Source organism: Asticcacaulis solisilvae (assembly GCF_052327315.1).
GTDB lineage: Bacteria > Pseudomonadota > Alphaproteobacteria > Caulobacterales > Caulobacteraceae > Asticcacaulis > Asticcacaulis solisilvae_B.
In genome coordinates this window covers 475,660-493,197 of record NZ_CP166197.1, presented here as the reverse complement: position 1 = coordinate 493,197, position 17,538 = coordinate 475,660, and the positions used below count along the sequence as shown (strand labels likewise).

Annotated in this window: 11 protein-coding genes; 4 read left to right on the top strand and 7 right to left on the bottom strand. The window is 64.6% G+C overall.

The features are described from left to right. Positions 1–84: 84 nt before the first annotated feature. Genes AB8717_RS21020 through AB8717_RS21010 form a run of 3 tightly spaced genes read right to left on the bottom strand, consistent with a single transcriptional unit; the run spans position 85 to position 4,140 of the window. Positions 85–1,023 carry a polysaccharide deacetylase family protein gene (locus tag AB8717_RS21020; RefSeq protein WP_443750993.1) on the bottom strand — a complete coding sequence of 313 codons (939 nt, stop codon included), beginning with the start codon at positions 1,021–1,023 and terminating at the stop codon, positions 85–87. A gap of 35 nt (positions 1,024–1,058) precedes the next feature. Next, a complete protein-coding gene (gene fdhD, locus AB8717_RS21015) occupies positions 1,059–1,850 on the bottom strand; it encodes a formate dehydrogenase accessory sulfurtransferase FdhD (protein ID WP_443750992.1) in 792 nt (263 codons plus the stop codon). Then, the gene (locus tag AB8717_RS21010; protein ID WP_443751423.1) at positions 1,843–4,140 is read right to left on the bottom strand and encodes an FdhF/YdeP family oxidoreductase; all 2,298 of its coding nucleotides are present in this window, start codon (positions 4,138–4,140) and stop codon (positions 1,843–1,845) included. The genes fdhD and AB8717_RS21010 overlap by 8 nt, the downstream gene beginning before the upstream one ends. 152 nt (positions 4,141–4,292) lie before the next feature. On the opposite strand from AB8717_RS21010, the gene AB8717_RS21005 reads away from it, so the two are divergent. Next, positions 4,293–5,540 (top strand): spinster family MFS transporter, encoded by a 1,248-nt coding sequence (locus AB8717_RS21005; protein WP_443750991.1) that lies wholly within the window; start codon positions 4,293–4,295, stop codon positions 5,538–5,540. Here the strand turns inward: AB8717_RS21005 and AB8717_RS21000 are convergent. Beyond that, positions 5,537–7,372 carry a glycoside hydrolase family 35 protein gene (locus tag AB8717_RS21000; RefSeq protein ID WP_443750990.1) on the bottom strand — a complete coding sequence of 612 codons (1,836 nt, stop codon included), beginning with the start codon at positions 7,370–7,372 and terminating at the stop codon, positions 5,537–5,539. The two genes, AB8717_RS21005 and AB8717_RS21000, sit on opposite strands and share 4 nt — an antisense overlap. Positions 7,373–7,503: 131 nt before the next feature. Continuing rightward, positions 7,504–9,147 carry a sodium:solute symporter family transporter gene (locus AB8717_RS20995; protein WP_443750989.1) on the bottom strand — a complete coding sequence of 548 codons (1,644 nt, stop codon included), beginning with the start codon at positions 9,145–9,147 and terminating at the stop codon, positions 7,504–7,506. Between the two features lie 127 nt (positions 9,148–9,274). Here AB8717_RS20995 and AB8717_RS20990 point away from each other — a divergent pair, with 127 nt between their 5' ends. After that, on the top strand, positions 9,275–10,048 hold the full coding sequence (locus AB8717_RS20990; protein WP_443750988.1) for a FadR/GntR family transcriptional regulator: 774 nt from the start codon (positions 9,275–9,277) through the stop codon (positions 10,046–10,048). Here AB8717_RS20990 and AB8717_RS20985 read toward each other — a convergent pair. Together AB8717_RS20985 and AB8717_RS20980 are read right to left on the bottom strand one after the other, a co-directional pair. After that, on the bottom strand, positions 10,030–10,740 hold the full coding sequence (locus tag AB8717_RS20985; protein WP_443750987.1) for a 2OG-Fe dioxygenase family protein: 711 nt from the start codon (positions 10,738–10,740) through the stop codon (positions 10,030–10,032). The genes AB8717_RS20990 and AB8717_RS20985 overlap by 19 nt on opposite strands. A gap of 258 nt (positions 10,741–10,998) precedes the next feature. Next, positions 10,999–11,775 (bottom strand): siderophore-interacting protein, encoded by a 777-nt coding sequence (locus tag AB8717_RS20980; protein ID WP_443750986.1) that lies wholly within the window; start codon positions 11,773–11,775, stop codon positions 10,999–11,001. Between the two features lie 164 nt (positions 11,776–11,939). Between AB8717_RS20980 and AB8717_RS20975 the strand changes: the two genes are divergently transcribed. Both AB8717_RS20975 and AB8717_RS20970 read left to right on the top strand, forming a co-directional pair. Continuing rightward, positions 11,940–13,451 (top strand): carboxylesterase/lipase family protein, encoded by a 1,512-nt coding sequence (locus AB8717_RS20975; RefSeq protein WP_443750985.1) that lies wholly within the window; start codon positions 11,940–11,942, stop codon positions 13,449–13,451. Between the two features lie 148 nt (positions 13,452–13,599). After that, positions 13,600–17,469 (top strand): LamG-like jellyroll fold domain-containing protein, encoded by a 3,870-nt coding sequence (locus AB8717_RS20970; RefSeq protein WP_443750984.1) that lies wholly within the window; start codon positions 13,600–13,602, stop codon positions 17,467–17,469. Positions 17,470–17,538 lie beyond the last annotated feature (69 nt).

The following is a 17,538-nucleotide window of genomic DNA, read 5'->3' as shown; positions in this document are numbered from 1 at the left end:
TCACTGATGCCCCAAGCGATAGGCCTTGCGCCATAACGGATTCAATGATGCGGCCGATACCTTGTGATCAGGCCGTCATAAAGGTTACCGGTCGGTATCGAGACGCGTGTAGGCCGTCTGGATGTCCTTCGGCGGATCCTTGAAATCGTCCCAGGGCAGGTCCTTGTTGAGGCCGCGCGACCAGCGTTCCAGCCATTCCAGCCCGTCCTTGCCGACATAGGTATCCGGTGTCTGGTAGGCGGGATCGGCCATGGCCTGCTCCAGCGTCACGACGCCCAGGTCGTGACGCTTCAGGATGTCGGCCAGGTCGTCGATGCAGTCGGCGTTGAGGCGCGTGTCGTGCAGCAGCATGACATAGGCCATGTCCCGTCCGAACAGGGCGCGCCCGGCCTTCTGATACAGGGTAAGGGTCCGGTCGGTGTAGGCCAGGTATTCGGCACGGATCTTCGCCACCCGCCTGGCATTCTTGCGCGTCACGGCGTCGTCATAGGGTTCGGAAAACATCCAGTCGGAATTTTCCATGGTCACCGGTGCGATGCGGTAGTTGTGATCCTTCAGCCAGGCTTCGATATCGGTCTTCTTCTTTTTGGTCGGGCCGGTTTCGAGATAGGGATAGCGGAACCAGGTCAGGGTCTTGCCGTGGCTTTCCAGGAGCGGGCGGATGACCCGCTCCCCCTTCAGGATGTCGGCCGTATAGGCACGCGCCGACAGCTTGTTCGGGCTCTCGTGCGAATAGGTATGGTTGCCGAGGTCGAAGCCGGCCGCGACCCAGTCCTCCAGGAGGGCGGTCTGCTGCGTCCGGTCCATGTCGGCGATCTTGCCCTCGTTGACGAAGCCGATGGCCGGAAAGCCATGCCGCTTCAGGCCGTCGAGCAGCCGGGCATTGGCGTCGTTCACATAGGGCTGTGAATTGTGCAAGGTCAGGCCGGGCAGGTCGTCGAAGGTCAGGGCGACGGTGTCGCCCGCCCGCGCAGACAGGGGCGGGGCCAGCAGCAGGGCGGCAAGAAAGACGTGTTTGTGCATGCGCCTGTGATGCCTGCTCGTGCTCGTTTTCGCAACTAAAAGATGATGCGTTCGGGGTGGGTAAAGACCTCGAAACCGTTGGCGCGGGCAATGGCCACGACCGTCAGTCCGGCGGCGTCGGCCGTGCGCAGCGCCAAGGCGGTCGGCGCCGAGACGGCGATCAGCACCGGCGCGCCGAGGAAGGCCGTCTTTTCGACCATTTCGACCGAAACGCGGCTGGTCAGGACGACGGCGCCCGGCCGGATGTCGCCCTGGCGCGCCAGCGCTCCGGCCAGCTTGTCGAGGGCGTTGTGCCGCCCGACATCTTCGCGCGCGGCGACGAGGCCGTCGCCGGGTGTCCAGAAGCCGGCGGCATGAACTGCACGGGTGCGCGCCGAAAGGGGCTGCGCCGCCTCAAGCCGGTTGACGGCGGTCAGGATGTCGGTAGGCGACAGTGTCAGGCCGGCGCTGATCCGCGGCACGCTGCGCACCGCGTCTTCGAGGCTTTCCACGCCGCAAAGCCCGCAGCCCGTAGGCCCCGTCCGGGTGCGCCGGCGCGCCAGGCGCTCGGGTCCAAGGCCCGGCACCAGCCAGGCGCGCGCCTCGATGCCGTTCGGCTGCGCCACGATCTCGATGCGCCGGATATCAGCAGCCCGGGCGACAATGCCTTCGGTCACGGCAAAGCCGGTGACGAAGTCTTCGAGGTCGGCCGGCGTCGCCATCATGACCGCCTCGGATGAGCCGTCGAAGACGAGGGCGACGGGGGTCTCTTCGGGCACGTCGCGCATGCTGTCGAGGGCTTCGCCGCGCCAGACGCGGTTGCCGACGGGAATGGCGGTGTCAGGCATGGGCGGCCGACTTCCGGATGCGCACGGGCAGCGACTTGTAGGACGGCGTGCCGCTCTTCCTGTCATGGGCGGCCAGCGGGATCAGCACATTGGCCTCGGGGTAATAGGCGGCGGCGCAGCCGGTTGCGATATCGTGGGCGAAGACCGCGAAACGGCGCAGGACTTCGCCAGAGGACAGGGATTCGACATCGACATGGTCGCCGGTCTCGAGCCCGCGCGCCGCCATGTCGGCCGCGTTCATGAAGACGACGTCGCGCCGGCCGAAGACGCCGCGATACCGGTCGTCGTGGCCGTAGATGGTGGTGTTGAACTGGTCGTGGCTGCGGATGGTGGTCAGGGTCAGGGCGTCGGCCGCGACATCCACTGCGGCCAGGCCTTCGAAGACCTTGAAATCGGCCTTGCCGGACTTCGTCTTCCACCTGCGTTCGGCGGTGGCTACCGGCAGGCGGAAGCCGCCCGGCGTCTTGATGCGTTCGTTGTAGTCGTCGAAGCCTGGAATAACCTGTTCGATGGCGTCCCGAATACGGTCGTAATCGCCGGCAAAGGCCTCCCAGCCGATGCCGTGCTTGTCGCCAAGGACCGCCCTGGCCATGTGCGCGACGATCCACGGTTCCGACCGGACCTGATCGGAGGGCGGGGCCAGCTTACCGCGCGAGGCGTGCACCATGGAAACCGTGTCCTCGACCGTCACCGCCTGTTCGCCGCCGGACTGGATGTCGCGCTCGGTGCGGCCAAGGCATGGCAGCAGCAGCGTTTCCTTGCCGATCAGCAGATGCGAGCGGTTGGGCTTGGTGGCGATGTTGACCGCCAGGTCCAGGGTGCGCATGGCTTTGAAGCAGGTCGTCATGTCGGGCATGGCGATCGCCAGGTTGCCGCCCAGCGCGATCAGCACCTTCGATCGGCCGTCCGCCATGGCGGCCATGGCTTCGACGGCATTGTGGCCGATGCCTTCCGGCACGTCGAAGCCGAAGACCTTCTTGATATTGGTGCGCAGGTGGGCGGGCGTCTTTTCGTCGATGCCCACCGTGCGATCGCCCTGGACGTTGGAATGGCCGCGCAAGGGACAGATGCCGGCGCCCGGCTTGCCGATATTTCCGCGCAGCAGAAGCAGGTTGCTGATCTGCTGGACCGAGGCCGTACCGTGGCTGTGTTGCGTCACACCCATGCCATAGCAGCAGATGACCGACGAGGCCTTGGCATAGATGCCGGCGGCGTGTTCGAGGTCGGCTCGGGAAAGCCCGCCGACGGCCTCGACATCGGCCCATTCCGTCCGGCCCAGGTCGGCCGCCAGGGCTTCGAAGCCCGTCGTATGCTGCGCGATAAAGTCGCGGTCGAGCAGGCCCGGGCCGCCAGCGGAAAGGTCCGCCGCGTCCTTTTCGAGCAGGGCCTTCATCACGCCCTTCAGCACGGCGATATCGCCGCCGACTTTCAGTTGCAGATAGGTGCTGGCGATCGGCGTCGATGATAGCGTCACCATCTCGACCGGGTCCTGCGGCGAGGTGAAGCGTTCGAGCGCGCGTTCCTTCATCGGGTTGAAGACGACGATCGGCGCGCCGCGCTTCGACGCATTGCGTAAAGTCGCCATCATGCGCGGATGGTTGGTGCCGGGATTGTGCCCGATCGACAGGATGGCGTCGGTCAGGTCGAAATCGTCGAGCGACACCGACGCCTTGCCGAGCCCTAGCGCTTCCGCCAGGCCGACGCTGGTCGCCTCGTGGCACATGTTCGAGCAATCGGGGAAGTTGTTGGTCCCAAAGGCGCGGGCGAACAGCTGGTAGAGGAAGGCGGCTTCGTTCGACGCGCGGCCGGACGCATAGAATTCGACCATGTCGGGGTCGGGCAGGGCGTTCAGGACCCTGGCGATGCGCGCGAACGCGTCGTCCCAAGAAATGGCGACATAGGTGTCTGTCGCCGCGTCATAGGCCATGGGGTGGGTCAGCCGTCCAAGATTCTCGATATCGTGGTCGTGCCAGGTCAGGAGTTCCGTGACGGTATGCTGCGCAAAAACCTCGGGCGTGGCGCGTTTCTTCGTCGCCTCCCAGGTCACGGCCTTGGCGCCGTTCTCGCAGAATTCGAAGGCCGAAGTGTGCTTGGGATCGGGCCAGGCGCAACCCGGGCAGTCGAAGCCGTCGGGCTTGTTTTCCCGCAGCAGGGTCTGGGTGCCGGTGACCGCGTCCATCTGGCTGCGCACAGCGCGCGCCACCGCGCCCAGCGCATCCCAGCCGCCGGCGGAATGGCCGTAACCGCGCAATCCTTTTGTATCGCGGGCTTTTTCGTCTTTTGCCGGCATCGCCTTCATATCGGAATGGGGATTGTCGGCCATGGCATGTCTCCGGTCTCTATCGCGACTTTTATAGCTTTCCCCCGAATAGCCAAGGGGTTGCCGATCACGATCTGCGCCTGCGGTTTGCATTTGTGCGTGACGGGCGTAAGGCTGCAATCATGACCGAATCTTCGTCCACATCCGACAATGGCAGGCGCTACCTCGTCCTCGCCATGCTGGTCGCCGTTTATGTGCTGAACTTTCTCGACCGCCAGATCATCAGCATTCTGGCCGTGCCGATCAAGGCGGAATTCCACCTCAGCGATGCACAGATGGGCTGGATGGGCGGGCTGGCCTTCGGCGCCGTGTATTCGATCCTGGGCGTTCCGGCAGCGTGGGCGGCCGACCGGACGTCGCGCAAGCGTATCATAGCGGCGGCGCTGATCCTGTGGTCGGGTTTTACCGCGGCCTGCGGGTTCACGCAGAGTTTCGCCCAGCTGTTCGTTGCGCGCATGGGCGTCGGCATCGGCGAGGCGGGCGGCGTGGCGCCGGGCTACAGCCTGATTTCAAGCTGGTTTCCGCCCCGGTCGCGCGCCCGGGCGCTGGCCGTCTATTCGCTGGGCATTCCGATCGGCGTGGCCACGGGGACCTTTGTCGGGGGATTGCTGGCCTCCGACTGGCGGCGCGCCTTCGTCGTGGTCGGCCTGGCAGGCCTTGTGGTCGCCGTGCCGTTCCTGTTTCTGGTGCGCGAGCCCGGCCGCGACGCAGCCCCAGCGGCCACACCCGGTATTGCCAGCGTGGCGAAGATGGCATTCGCCAAACCGTCCTTCTGGCTGTTGTCCCTGGCCGCCGGCTGCTCGTCGCTGGTCGGCTATGGCATCCTGTTCTGGTTCCCGTCCTTCCTGGTGCGCAGCTTTCATTTCACCCTGCCGCACGCCGGGCAGTTCATCGCTATGGTGACGCTGATCGGCGGTGTCATCGGAATCCTGAGCGGCGGTATCCTGGCCGACCGGATAGGCCAGGCGCGCAAAGCCGCTTATGCGGTCATCCCCGCCATAGCCTTCCTGATCTCGGCGCCGCTCTATGCCTTGGGCATGCTGGCGCCGTCGCCGGCGGTGGCCTTCTGGCTGTTCCTGGTGCCGCAAGCCCTGAGCCTGATGTGGCTGGGCCCTCTCGTGACCGCGGTCCAGCATCTCGGCCCCGCGCAATCGCGCAGCCAGATGTCGGCCCTGGTCCTGCTGGTCAACAGCCTGATCGGTTTAGGCCTCGGGCCGTACTTCTTCGGCAAGGTCTCGGACCTGTTGAAGCCCGAACATGGGGCGGACTCGATCAAGTACGCCTTTCTGGCGGGCCTCGGCTTTTACGTCGTGGCGGCGGTCCTGCTGCTGATTGCGTCCCGCCGCCTTCAGAAAGATTGGGTGGCTTAGACCGAGCCCGGCAGGTCCCAGATCTGCTTCGGACTGCCCGAAAGGCTGCGGTCGCCGCCTTCGTGCAGGTCCAGCACGACGACTTCGTTCCGGCCCGGTTTCAGCCACGCGCCCGGCACGAACATGGCCTGTTGCGGCCCGGTCGACCAGTAGCGGCCGATGTTCGTGCCGTTGATCCAGACATAGCCTTTTCCCCAGCCGCGCATGTCGAGGAAGGTATAGCCGGGTGTCTGCACATCGAAATGGCCGCGATAGAAGGCCGGGCCATTGGCCGGCGCGCTGCCGAACTTCAGGCTCGCAATGTCGTCGAGCGGCAAGCCGTAATGCGCCCAGCCCTCAAGCGGCTTGCCGCCAAGCGACGCCTGGCCGATCAGGCCCTTCTGGTCCTTGCCGATGTTCTTGCCGTAATTGCAGTGCCCCATGGTGTCGACCAGCACGTCCAGCGTGGCGCCGGCGGGCAGGTCGATCACGGCCGACTTTTCCTCGAAACGGCGGTCGAGCGTGGCGTAAAGCGCGCCGTTTGAGCGGATCAGCGCATAGTCGCGCACGTCGCCGAAGGCGAGGCCGCCCTTGAGCGCCGTCTTGCCCTTGTGGCGATAGAGCATAAGGCCGTGCATCTGGCCGAGCGCTTCCAGGCTCTGCGGCGCGGGCGAGGTGACGGCCTTGCCCAGTAACTGGTCGAGCGAGGCCGTTTCGGTCAGCTTGAAACGCTTGACGTTGATCGAGGCTTCCGGCTCGGGCATTGGCTTGAAGGCGTCGGCCGGGAGCAGGTTCTTGAACAATGCCAGCACCGCCTGGAATTTCGGCGTCGGCCGCCCGGCTTCGTCGAGCAGGGCGTCGTAGTCGTAGCTGGCGATGTCGGGCTGATAGCCGTCCTTGTTCCAGTTGGCGCCCGGCGTAAAGCCCCACGACGTGCCGCCGTGCAGCATGTAGAAGCTGATCGACACCTTGTGCTCCAGCATCCATTTGAGGCTGTTGAGCAGGGGCTCGGCCGGCATGGTTTCGTGCATCTTGCCGTAGCTGTCGAACCAGCCGCCCCACAGTTCCGAGCAGAAATAGGGGCCCTCGGCGCGGACCTTGTTTCGGGTGGCGAATTCGTTTTCGGCGACGTATTTCGTGCCGAAATTGATGCCGCCGACCACGCCCGGCACGGAGCCCTTGGAGAAGAATTCCGCCGGATCGGCCGTGTAGAGCATGCCCGAAAAGCCTGCGTCCCTAAGCGCCTGCCGCTGGGCGGCCAGATAGGCCTGGTCGGAGCCATAGGCGCCATATTCGTTCTCGATCTGCGTCAGGACGATCGGCCCGCCATTGTCGATCAGCAGCGGCGTCAGCTCCTGGCCAAGGCGTTTGATCCAGCCTTTGACCGGCTCCATATAGCGTGGATCGGTCGAACGCGCCGTAATGTCGGGCGTCGGGAACAGCCACGCCGGCAGCCCGCCGCCGTCCCATTCGGCGCAGACATAGGGACCCGGGCGCAGGTTGACCAGCAGGCCTTCTTCCTGCGCCATCCGGATATAGGCGGCGACGTCGAGATTTCCGGAAAAATCGTACTGGCCCTTTTTCGATTCATGCGCGTTCCAGAAGACGTAGGTGGTCAGGGTGTTGAGGCCGAGCGACTTCAGCTTTTTCATCCGGTCGCGCCACGAGGCGCGCGGGATACGGGGGTAATGCATCTCGCCGGCCAGGATCTGGAACGGCTTGCCATCCAGCGTGAAATCATTGCCTGAGATGCCGAAACGCGGCTCGGCGGCCAGGGCGGGAACGGTGCGGGCAGCAACACCGGCAGCGGCGACGGCCGCGGATCCGGCAAGAAAGGTTCGGCGGGTGGTCATCGGCATAGTCCCTGTTCGGTGTCTTAATGCGCGTAAAAAATCGCACTATTTACCGGGTGTCAATTGCCGGAGGTGGCAGTCGTCTGAAATTTTCGACGACCATCCCGATAATTGGTATGAATTATTCCACGCTACCAGAATGTGATATAGAGGGCGGCCAGGACGACAATGACGCCGAGCGCCATGGCGTTGAAGGCGGGGCGGGTGCCGAAGTCGATTGTCTTCAGGTCGGCGGTCCGTGCAGCCCCTGTATCGCGCGTGACGAGGGAAACCGCCACGCATGACGCCAGCGCGATCCAGAACACCCAGCCGACGCGATTGAGGAAGGGCATCTCCGGCACATGGACCACAAGCCAGGCTTGCCAGCCCGCCAGTCCGGAAAGGCCGTGCAGCCAGGCGGCGTAGTAGAAGAGGCATGAGGCCAGGAAACCGACCGCCACGGCGGTAAAGGCGCCCGCCGTCGTGCAGCGTTTCCACAGCATGCCGAGCGTGAAGATCACGACGATGCCGGGTGCGAAGAAGCCCGTCAGGCTCTGGCCGAACTGGAAGACCTGGTCGAAATGGCCGAGCAGCGGCCTGGCGACAAGGGCGGCGATAGCCACGGCGGCCACGGACGCCAGACGGCCGATCCGGACCAGCGTCCGGTCGGACATGGCCGGGTGCGCCGGCTTGACCAGGTCCATGGTGAAGATGGTCGCCACCGAATTGATCTTCGACGCCGACGACGCGACGATCGCCGCCACCAGCGCCGCGAAGACAAGGCCGAGACAGCCGTGCGGCAGCAGCGTCATCATGGTCGGATAGGCATGGTCCGAGGTTTCGATGCCGGGCGCCAGGATCAGGGCGGCCATGCCCGGCAGGACGACGATGACCGGCACGAGCAGCTTCAGCCAGGCGGCGAACGCCACGCCGGTCTGGGCTTCCGGCAGCGACTTGGCGGCCAGGGCGCGCTGGATAATGTACTGGTTGAAACCCCAGTAGGAGGCGTTCATGATCCACATGCCGCCGACCAGCACGGCTATGCCCGGCAGGTCCTTATAGTACGGGCTCGATTTCGGCAGGATCATATGGAAGTGGTCGGGGAAACGCGCCATGAGGATATGAAAGCCCTGGGCCATGCCGCCGGCCGAGGCCTGCCCGCCGATTCGCGACAGGGTGATGGCCGCGATGATCAGGCCGCCGAGCGTCAGGAGCGACACCTGCACGGCGTCGGTCAGCGCTACGGCTTTCAGGCCGCCCGAGATCTGGTAGGCGAGCGCAAAACCGCCCAGCAGGACAAGGGCTGCGACCGGATCGAGCCCCGTGACCGTGGTGACCGCCGTGCCGCCCAGCCATAATATGCCCGTCAGGTTGATCAGCACGTATTGCATGAGCCAGAAGACGGCCATCAGCGTCTTGACGCTGGGGCCGAAGCGCTGCGCCAGGAAGCCCGGCATGGTCAGCACGCCGTTCCTGAAGAAGACCGGCAGGACGTACTTGCCGACCAGTATCAGGGTCAGGGCCGACATCCATTCGTAGGAGGCGACGGCCAGGCCGATGCGGAAACCTGAGCCGGACATGCCGATGATCTGTTCGGCGGAGATATTGGCGGCGATCAGCGACGCGCCGATGGCCCACCACGGCAGTTGCTGCTCGGCGAAGAAATAGCCGGAAGGGCTTTCCGCCTCGTTCTTTTTCCGGCGGGACACGAATTGCGCCAGGGCGAAGATCGCCACGGCGTAGAGCGCGGTGATCGATATATCCAGTACGGACAGATGGTTGGATGCAGACAACACGCTCAAGGCCCCGACAGCCCTGTTTTCCTAAAGTACCCGGCGCCCGCCTGTCACTCATTTTATGTACGCCGCTTGCGTCGGTGCGGCGGGTCAACCATAACAGGGCTGTCACGAACGGGCAGGGCCGATGGACGACACCGACACTTCGCGCAGCATGGACGGCGACTATACCTTCGAGGAAGTCGCGTCGCAGGGCCGCCTGCATGGCCAGCTGGCGCGCAAGCTGGCGGTCGATATCCTCAACGGCGTCTATCAACCGGGCGATATCCTGCCGCACCAGCTCGATTCCAGCGAAGCGCTCAACATCTCGCGCACGCCGTACCGTGAGGCCCTCAAGATCCTGGCGGCCAAAGGCTTTGTCGAAAGCCGCCCCAAGCGCGGCACGCAGATCTGCGACCGCACGCGCTGGAACCTGCTCGACCCGGAAGTCATGGGCTGGATGTTCGAAACGACGCCGTCGCCCGAATTCATCGACGGCCTGTTCGAACTGCGCCTGATCAACGAGCCCGCCGCCGCCGAACTGGCTGCCGAGCGCAGGACCGAAGAGCAGGTTCAGCGCATGAAGACGGCCCTCGATGTCATGGGGCGCGAGACTCTGGCGACCGAGACGGGCCGCCTGGCCGACCTCGACTTCCACAAGACGCTGTTGCTCGCCACGCGCAACGAGGTCCTGGCTTCGCTCAACAGCTCGATCGCGGCGGCGATCGCCTGGTCGACGCGGCTGAAGTCGACCGACCCCAAGGATGCGCGCGACAGCTGGCCCGACCATGCCCGCGTCTATGAAGCGATCGCGGCCAGGAACCCCCGCGCGGCGCGCTGGGCGATGGAATCTCTGGTCCGTTTCGCGCTGGAAGACACGCGCCGTTCGCAACGCCGCCGGCTTCAGTCGGACGACGCCTGAATTTTGAAGGTTAGCACAAGCACGTCGCGATAGCCGGGGCGGTCGGAATCGGCCTGAGTGACTGCCGTGACGCCGTGCACGACGCGGTGATCGTCGATAAAGACCGCGTCCATCGGCGTAGCCAGTGTAAACGCGCCGAGCGGCGTTCCATCCGGACGGGCGATCGAGGTCACGCCCTGTTCCAGATTCACCCGGTCGATCAGCATGACCAGCACCCGGTCGACGCCGTCGCGGTGCATGCCCTCGGGCGTCGGCTGGCCCGTCTCGCCGGGCGTGGCTTCGATACGGAATTGGTGCATTTCGACGAAGATGTTGGCGGCGGTATCGAGTTCGAAGACGGCACGGCAGGCTGCAACCACGGCGCCGAACACCGGATTGGCCGTGGTTTCCGGCTTCACACTGGTAAACCAGCGCTCGATGCCGCCGTTCAGGCTGTTGTAATCGCGGCTCTGGTAATGCGGCTGGTGCGGCAGGCGCTCCAGTACGCCTTTGTTCAGGTTGAACACGGCGTGGCGGCGGCGGCGATAGTGTCCGCCGTCGGCCATGTACTGGTCGAGGTCAAGCGCGTTCCAGCTGTCGGCGAAGGCTGAAAAGTCCCTTACGGAAACGGCGCCCAGGTGTTCGCGCATCGTAGCCGCCGGCACGATGGCAAATCCGGACTGGCGGACCTGGTCGTGAAGCGTATCGAACATGGATGGACCCTCCTGGTGCCGGTCATATAGGAAATTGCCGAGCGGATTCAAAGGCCAATGCGATGGCAAGTCTGTACGCGATCACGAAAGGCGCATATCGGGAAACCCAACGTGAAACAATTTGTATGATTCCGGGGTTGAGTTTGTGTGCGCCGCAACATATATTCACAAGGTCAGCGTTGAACTTGTTCCGCTGGCAGCCCATTCCTGGGCGTTTCCTCCCTGTAAACTTGGCCGCGCGCAAGCGCGGCCTTTTTTTTACTCGATCGGCTCATGAGTTCCGGCGTCACCCTGGCGCCAGTAGCCCGAAGCCTTGATGCGGCGCGGATCGGTGCCGCGCGCCATCAGGATTTCGCGAACCTGCCGTGCCTGTGACGCTTCGCCGGCCACCCAGATATGGGCATTGTCCGGAATATCGAGCCTTGCCACGGCGTCGGCCAGCACGCCCGCGCCACGGACCACCCAATTTATCTCCGCTGATGCCCTGGTTTCGAAATCGAGTCGGCCGGCCTCGGTCGCGATTTCCGCCAGCACGACGACGCGCTTGCCGGCGGGCAGCTCTTCCAGCCGCCGGCCTATGGCGGGCAGGGCGGTTTCGTCGCCGATCAGGATATAGGCGTCGAACGCGTCCGACAGAACCTGCGAGCCGCGGGGTCCACCGACATGCAGCTCGTCGCCGGGTCTGGCGTGAAGCGCCCAGTGCGTGGCCGGACCGGCGTCGCCGTCCGCGCCATGCAGGGCGAAGTCCAGCGTCAGGCTGCCTTCGGTCACGTCAAAACGACGCGGCGTGTAGTCGCGCATCAGGCTCTTTTGACCGTGCGGGCCGTTCGGGTCGGGAAGGGTAAGCACACCCGTCTCGGGATCGGGCAGGAACAGCTTGATATGGTCGTCGAAACCCAGGGACTGGAAGCCGGACATATCGCCGCGCAACGTCATGCGCCGCAGGGTGGGCGTCAGGTCGGTGACGGTTTCGACCGTCAGGCGGCGGCGCTTGGGCTCGAAGCGGACGCGCGTGGGCTGGGGAATATCTGTCATGATGTCATCTTTCATATCGCTATAATTAGATATATCTAGTTATAAACGAATGCAAGGCCCTTGCGAGCAATTCGCAATTTGGTGATCGACGGCGGACGGGCTTTACCGCAGCGCAGCGAAGGTCTAGGGTCCGTCCCGCAAAGTTGCGATATGGAGCTTCCGCCATGCGTTTCCTGCTTGCCGTCCTGCTGTGGTTCGTCGCAGGCGCCGCGACGGCGCAATCCATCGTCACCGTGGATCAGGGCAAGGTGCAGGGCGCCGGCGCCGACGGCATCGACCGTTTCTTGGGCCTGCCCTATGCCGCTCCCCCCGTGGGCGACGGCCGTTGGGCGCCGCCGGGACCCGCACCGGCCTGGGACGGCGTGCGCGACGGCGCGAAGGCCCCACCGAAATGCCCGCAGAGCCCCGATGGTCTGGCCAAGGGCGTCGAAGCCGAGGATTGCCTCTATCTCAATATCTACCGTCCGTCGCAGCCGGGCACCTATCCGGTCTATGTCTATGTCCACGGCGGCAGCGCCGTTGCGGGCTCGGCCAACGATCTCGACGGCTCGGCCCTGGCGCGCCAGGGCATCCTCGTCGTCACGATCAACTATCGCCTGGGCGCGCTGGGCTTCATGGACAGCCCGCTGGTCTCGCCGGGCGGCGGCGGAGGCAATTATGCGCTGCTCGACGTCATCGCGGCGCTGAAGTGGGTGCGGCACAATGTCAGCCACTTCGGCGGCGATCCCGACCAGGTGACGATCGGCGGTGAGTCGGCCGGCGGCACCATCGTCTGTCCGGTCATGATGGCGCGTCCGGCGCAGGGCCTTTACCGCGCCGCCATCATCTCCAGCGACGATTGTCTGCACGATGTCGATACGGAGAAAGCGGCCTGGCGCCGCGCCGTGGCCCTGGCGAAAAAGCTCGGCTGTACCGACGCGGCCTGCCTGCGCCAGAAGACGCCGCAGGCGCTGGTGGCGGCCGGAGGCGAAGCCAATCCGATGGTCTCACCCTCCGGTCTGGTGCCGGACTTCGGCTATAATCTCATAGCGTCAGGCGACTGGCCGGCCGTGCCGATGCTGATCGGCTCGAACCACGACGAGGGCAGGGCCGGGGGCAAGAGCTATCTCGGCTACGACGCCGCCCACTATACCGACTGGCTGCATCGCCTGATGCCGCCCGACCAGGCCGACAAGGTGGCGGCTGCCTATGCCGATGAGCACGCCGGCGATCCGCACGAAATCGCCTACAAGATCAGCGCCATCCTGACCGACAGCGGCATGCGCGGCTATGGCGGGTGCTCGAACCTGCAGCTGGCGCGCAACGCGGCGCGCGCGGCGCCGGTCTGGTACTACCAGTTCGAAGACCCGTCGCCGCCCTATGGCGACGGCAAGCTCGACTTCCAGTTCGGGGCTGCCCATGGTTCGGATCTGCCCTTCCTGTGGCCGGGCGCGCGCTATGCCCGCGATGCGGCGCGCTTCACGCCGCAAGAACACCAACTGTCCGAAGACATGCTGGAGGCCTGGGCTGAGTTCATCAAGACCGGCCGGGCCGGCTGGCCAAGCCTGACGCCGGATGGTGGGGAATATATGGCCTTCCGCACCGACGGCAGCCGCGTGGCGCCGCTGGAGGCCGTGGCGGACCTGCACAAATGCGCCCTTTGGGACGCTTATCCCTGGGTGCTCGACCGCGGCTGATTAGCACTTTGTTTGGTAATCGCGCCTACCTTTCCCTCAAAAGCGACGGAAAATGACACCGGTTGCATTTAAGCCGGAACAGCCATAAATCTGTCGCTGAATTAGATAATCGTCCGGCGCGTTTTTCGCCGGCACAGGGAAGAAAAACATGACCTACGCCTCCCGCCGCAAAGCCGCCCTGGTCCTGTGCGCCAGCCTCGTCGCGCTCGCCGCCACACCCGCTGTGACGCACGCTGCCGATAATAGCGGGCTATTGTTCTATCTTTCCGCCAACAAGAGCCTGACCGCCGACTACGCCAAGGGCGAGGCTGTTCCCAACTTCAACACCAAGGTCGACCTGGTCGGCAACGGTTTCGCCGGCGGCGCCTTCGCCACGGCCGACGACAATGTCCTCAGCTGGAAGGCGCCCGGCAATATCTACGCCCAGCGCGGCACCCTGTCCTTCTTCTGGCGCTCGCGCACCCCGGTCGGCCGCGCGCCCTTCGTGCTGTTCCGCGTCGGCTATGCCGACCACACGTCGTGGGACATGGTGTGGCTACGCATCGACTATAATGGGCACGGCTACGACGCCTTCGTCACCGACGACAACCTGGCCCGCGTCCGCGTCTCGTTCAAGCTGGACGAACTGCCCAAGCCCGACGCCTGGCAGCACATCGCCGTGTCGTGGGACGAGAACAAGGGCATCAAGCTCTATGTCAACGGCAAGGAGGTGGCGCACAAGGACCAGGTCGCCGTCCTGGATACCGGTCTCGACCAGTTCGGCACCGCCGCCCGCGCCGTCAGCCCGCACCAGGTGATGAGCCGCTACAATTTCATGCGCGGTTCTGACTATGATGAGTTGCGCATCTACGACCACATGCTCGACGACGCCCAGATCGCGGCCCTGGCGAAAAACGAAGTCCCCGATGTCCCGGCGCAAGCCCCAGGCAATCTCGCCGATGCCGCGCAGATGGCCGAATGGAACCTGCGCTATGGTTGGAACCGCCCGGGGGATGTGCCGGTCGAGCTGACAGCGCCTGTCACCACGATCCGCAAGGTCGAGTTCACCGACGCCAAGGACATCAAGGAGTTCATGTACAAGGCGACCGACGGGATCGCCGAAACGACCTGGCCGGGCGTCTACAACCGCTCGCGCCTGCCGGGCCGCAACGACTATTTCCCGCTGCCCGACTGGAACGTCTATGTCGACGGCGGCAAGACCCTGACCCTGACCCTGCCGAACGAGCCGTGGAACCATGTGGAACTCGAGGGCGCGGCCTATGGCAACCTGACCTGGGCGGCCGACGAAAAGGCCACGCCGGCCGAGATCGCGAAGCGGGCCAAGGATCAGGAGCGCACCTTCTGGCAGTTCCCGGCGGAAAAGACCGGCGGCGTCCTTCGCTTCAACAATATCGCGCAGGAAACGCCGATCCAGGAGATATCGGCCTACGACATCCATCCAGGCGCGGTACCGGCCGGCACGGTCACCCAGGTCTATACGGTGCGCGCCAACGCCGCGGCGGACTCACCGGATCTTACCGACCTCAACGCCTTTATCGCCGGCCGCTATACGCCGGACGCGCGTCAGACCGTGGTGGCCCTGCCCGACGCGGCGCCGTCGCGTCCCAAGCCCAAGGATACGGGGGCAAAACTGCCGCTGGTCCATGTGCTGATCCCGTACGAATACGGCGCCTCGCCCGCCAATCTGATGCTCTACCGCTCGTGGGGCTATGGCTGGGAAAACATGCATGACGGGCTCGACGGCATCGCCATCGACATCCCGGCGCTCAACGTCAAGCCGACGGCGAACGGCCTGTTCCCGCTCAACATCCAGGTCAAGGATCCGATCTGGCCCGAACGCGACATGCTCGACGTCACCGTAGCGGTGAAGCCGGGCGAGGCGAAGACGGTCTGGCTCGATCTGCGCGACCGCATCCTGCCGAACAAGAGCTTCTACCTGACCTTCGCCGGCGGCGGGCAGGACTTTGACGCCCAGGCGCTGGACGGCATGAAGCTGCGGCTGGTCTTCAAGGACCGCCAGGAGGCGCTGAAGGAGCACGTCACCGACCGCTTCGCCGAGGTGAAGGATAACTGGGGCTACCTGGTCGAGGAGCATACGGCGTCGAAGCGCGAGAAACTTTATGAGCGCGTCGTGACCGATGCCGGCGACCTGCTGCGCGTCGACCCTGATAACATGCTGGCGCGGGAATACTGGACCGACATCACCTTCGGCAGCCAGGGCCAGATGGCCTACACCTTGCCCGCCACCCCGGCGGGTGTGCCGACCTGGGCCTTCCGCCAGTTGGAAGATCTGAAGGGCGTGCGTCACTTCATCAACTGGTGGATCGACAATCGTCAGTCCGATTACGGCGACTTCGGCGGCGGCCTGTCTGACGATTCCGATTTGGTGGAACAGTGGCCCGGCTTGGCGCTGATGGGTGTCGATTCGGAAAAATTGCGAGTATCTCAGATGCGCGTCGCCGACGCCATCTATCGCAACGGTATGTTCACCAACGGCCTGGCCACACTGATGCTTGATGAGCTGCACGCCTATGAGGACGGTATCAACACCAATTCGGAAGCCATGTATCTCAACTATGGCGACCCGAAGGTGGTGGAGCGCCTGATGACGACAGTCGCCGCCTATGACCGCATCATCTCGGTCAATCCGGCGGGCCACCTGCACTTCAACACCAACTGGTACAGCGGCAGCGACAGTTATCGCGAAGGTCCGTTCGAGTGGGGCAAGTACTATTCGTACCTTGTCCTGCACCCCGGCATCCTGATGGGCGAATACAACGGCGACCCGACCGGCAAGAAGTTCGTCACCGGCCTGGCCGACGGCATCATCGTCCACGGCAAGCCCGACGCCGCCGGCATCATGACCTATCCCGACGAAATCAACTGGCGGACGGATGCGACGCGCGGCGACCTGCCGGCGGGCCAGTCGCCGATGCAGCTGATGTGGGCGTCGTGGCGTTGGACGGGCAACGACAAGTATCTGGGGCCTATCCTGTCGTCGGTCCAGAAGGCGTCTTCGCAGGATTCGGTCAGTGTCGGCGGCGCACGCGTCAAGGCCGAGAAGGATAATATTCGCCCGATCAACAGCCTCAACGAGGACCTGGTCAATGTACTGGGCAAACAGGATACCTGGGGCGCGGCCGCGGTGCGCAAGGGCAAGGGTGGCGGACTGGAAGGCTTCGTCGCCTGGGAGATGACCGGCGACAAGTCGTACCTGGATGCCCTCTACGGCGCCGACATGCGCCGCGCGGCGACCACCATGTACAGCCAGACCGAAGGCCACTGGTGGACCGACCGAGTCGAACTCGACAGCCAGTACCTGCAACGCACGCGCCTGGGCGGCATCGCGCTGACCCGCGGCAACATGTTCCAGGGCAACACGGTCAGCTGGGCGTTCGCAGATCCGGAAGCCGCGGTCAATGTCGCCATCCTGGTGCCGAACCCGTCGCGCGACCATTTCAAGGTCATAGCGTTCAACGTCACGGACAAGCCCGTCCAGGCGACCATGACCGGCTGGAATGTCAATTCCGGTCAATGGGAAATAAAGGCTGGCAAGGGCGACGACAAGGACGCCTTCGTCGGCGATCCGGCCGTCTCTTCCATGAATTTCGAAAAGACGGTGGGCGTCTCCCTCACGATGCAGCCGGGCCCGAACCTGTTCGAATTCACGCTCAAGACACCGAACGGTACGAAGGTTCAGGACCGTCCGGACCTTGGTATCGGCCGCGACGACATCAAGCTGTCGCGCAGCAATGTGGCGGTGACCGTGCACAGCCTCGGCGCCAAAGATGCACCGGCGGCCCGCGTCGAATTGCTAGATGGCAAGGGCAATGTCGTGGCCAAGGCGGCGACGCCGAGGTTGGCCGCGCCGGTCGACCTCAAACCGCATACAGCGACGGTGAAGCTTAGCCTGCCGGCGCGCTTCGACGTCGGTACCGGCCGCGTGCGTGTGGTGATCGAGGGCGTCGCCGAAATCACCCAGCTCAACAACACGGTCGCGCTGACTGATGGAAAGTAACTTTCATTCCTGATTGCCTCGTCATCCGGAATCGTGGAGGGTCGCCCCTTAACGACTCCGGAGGACGGC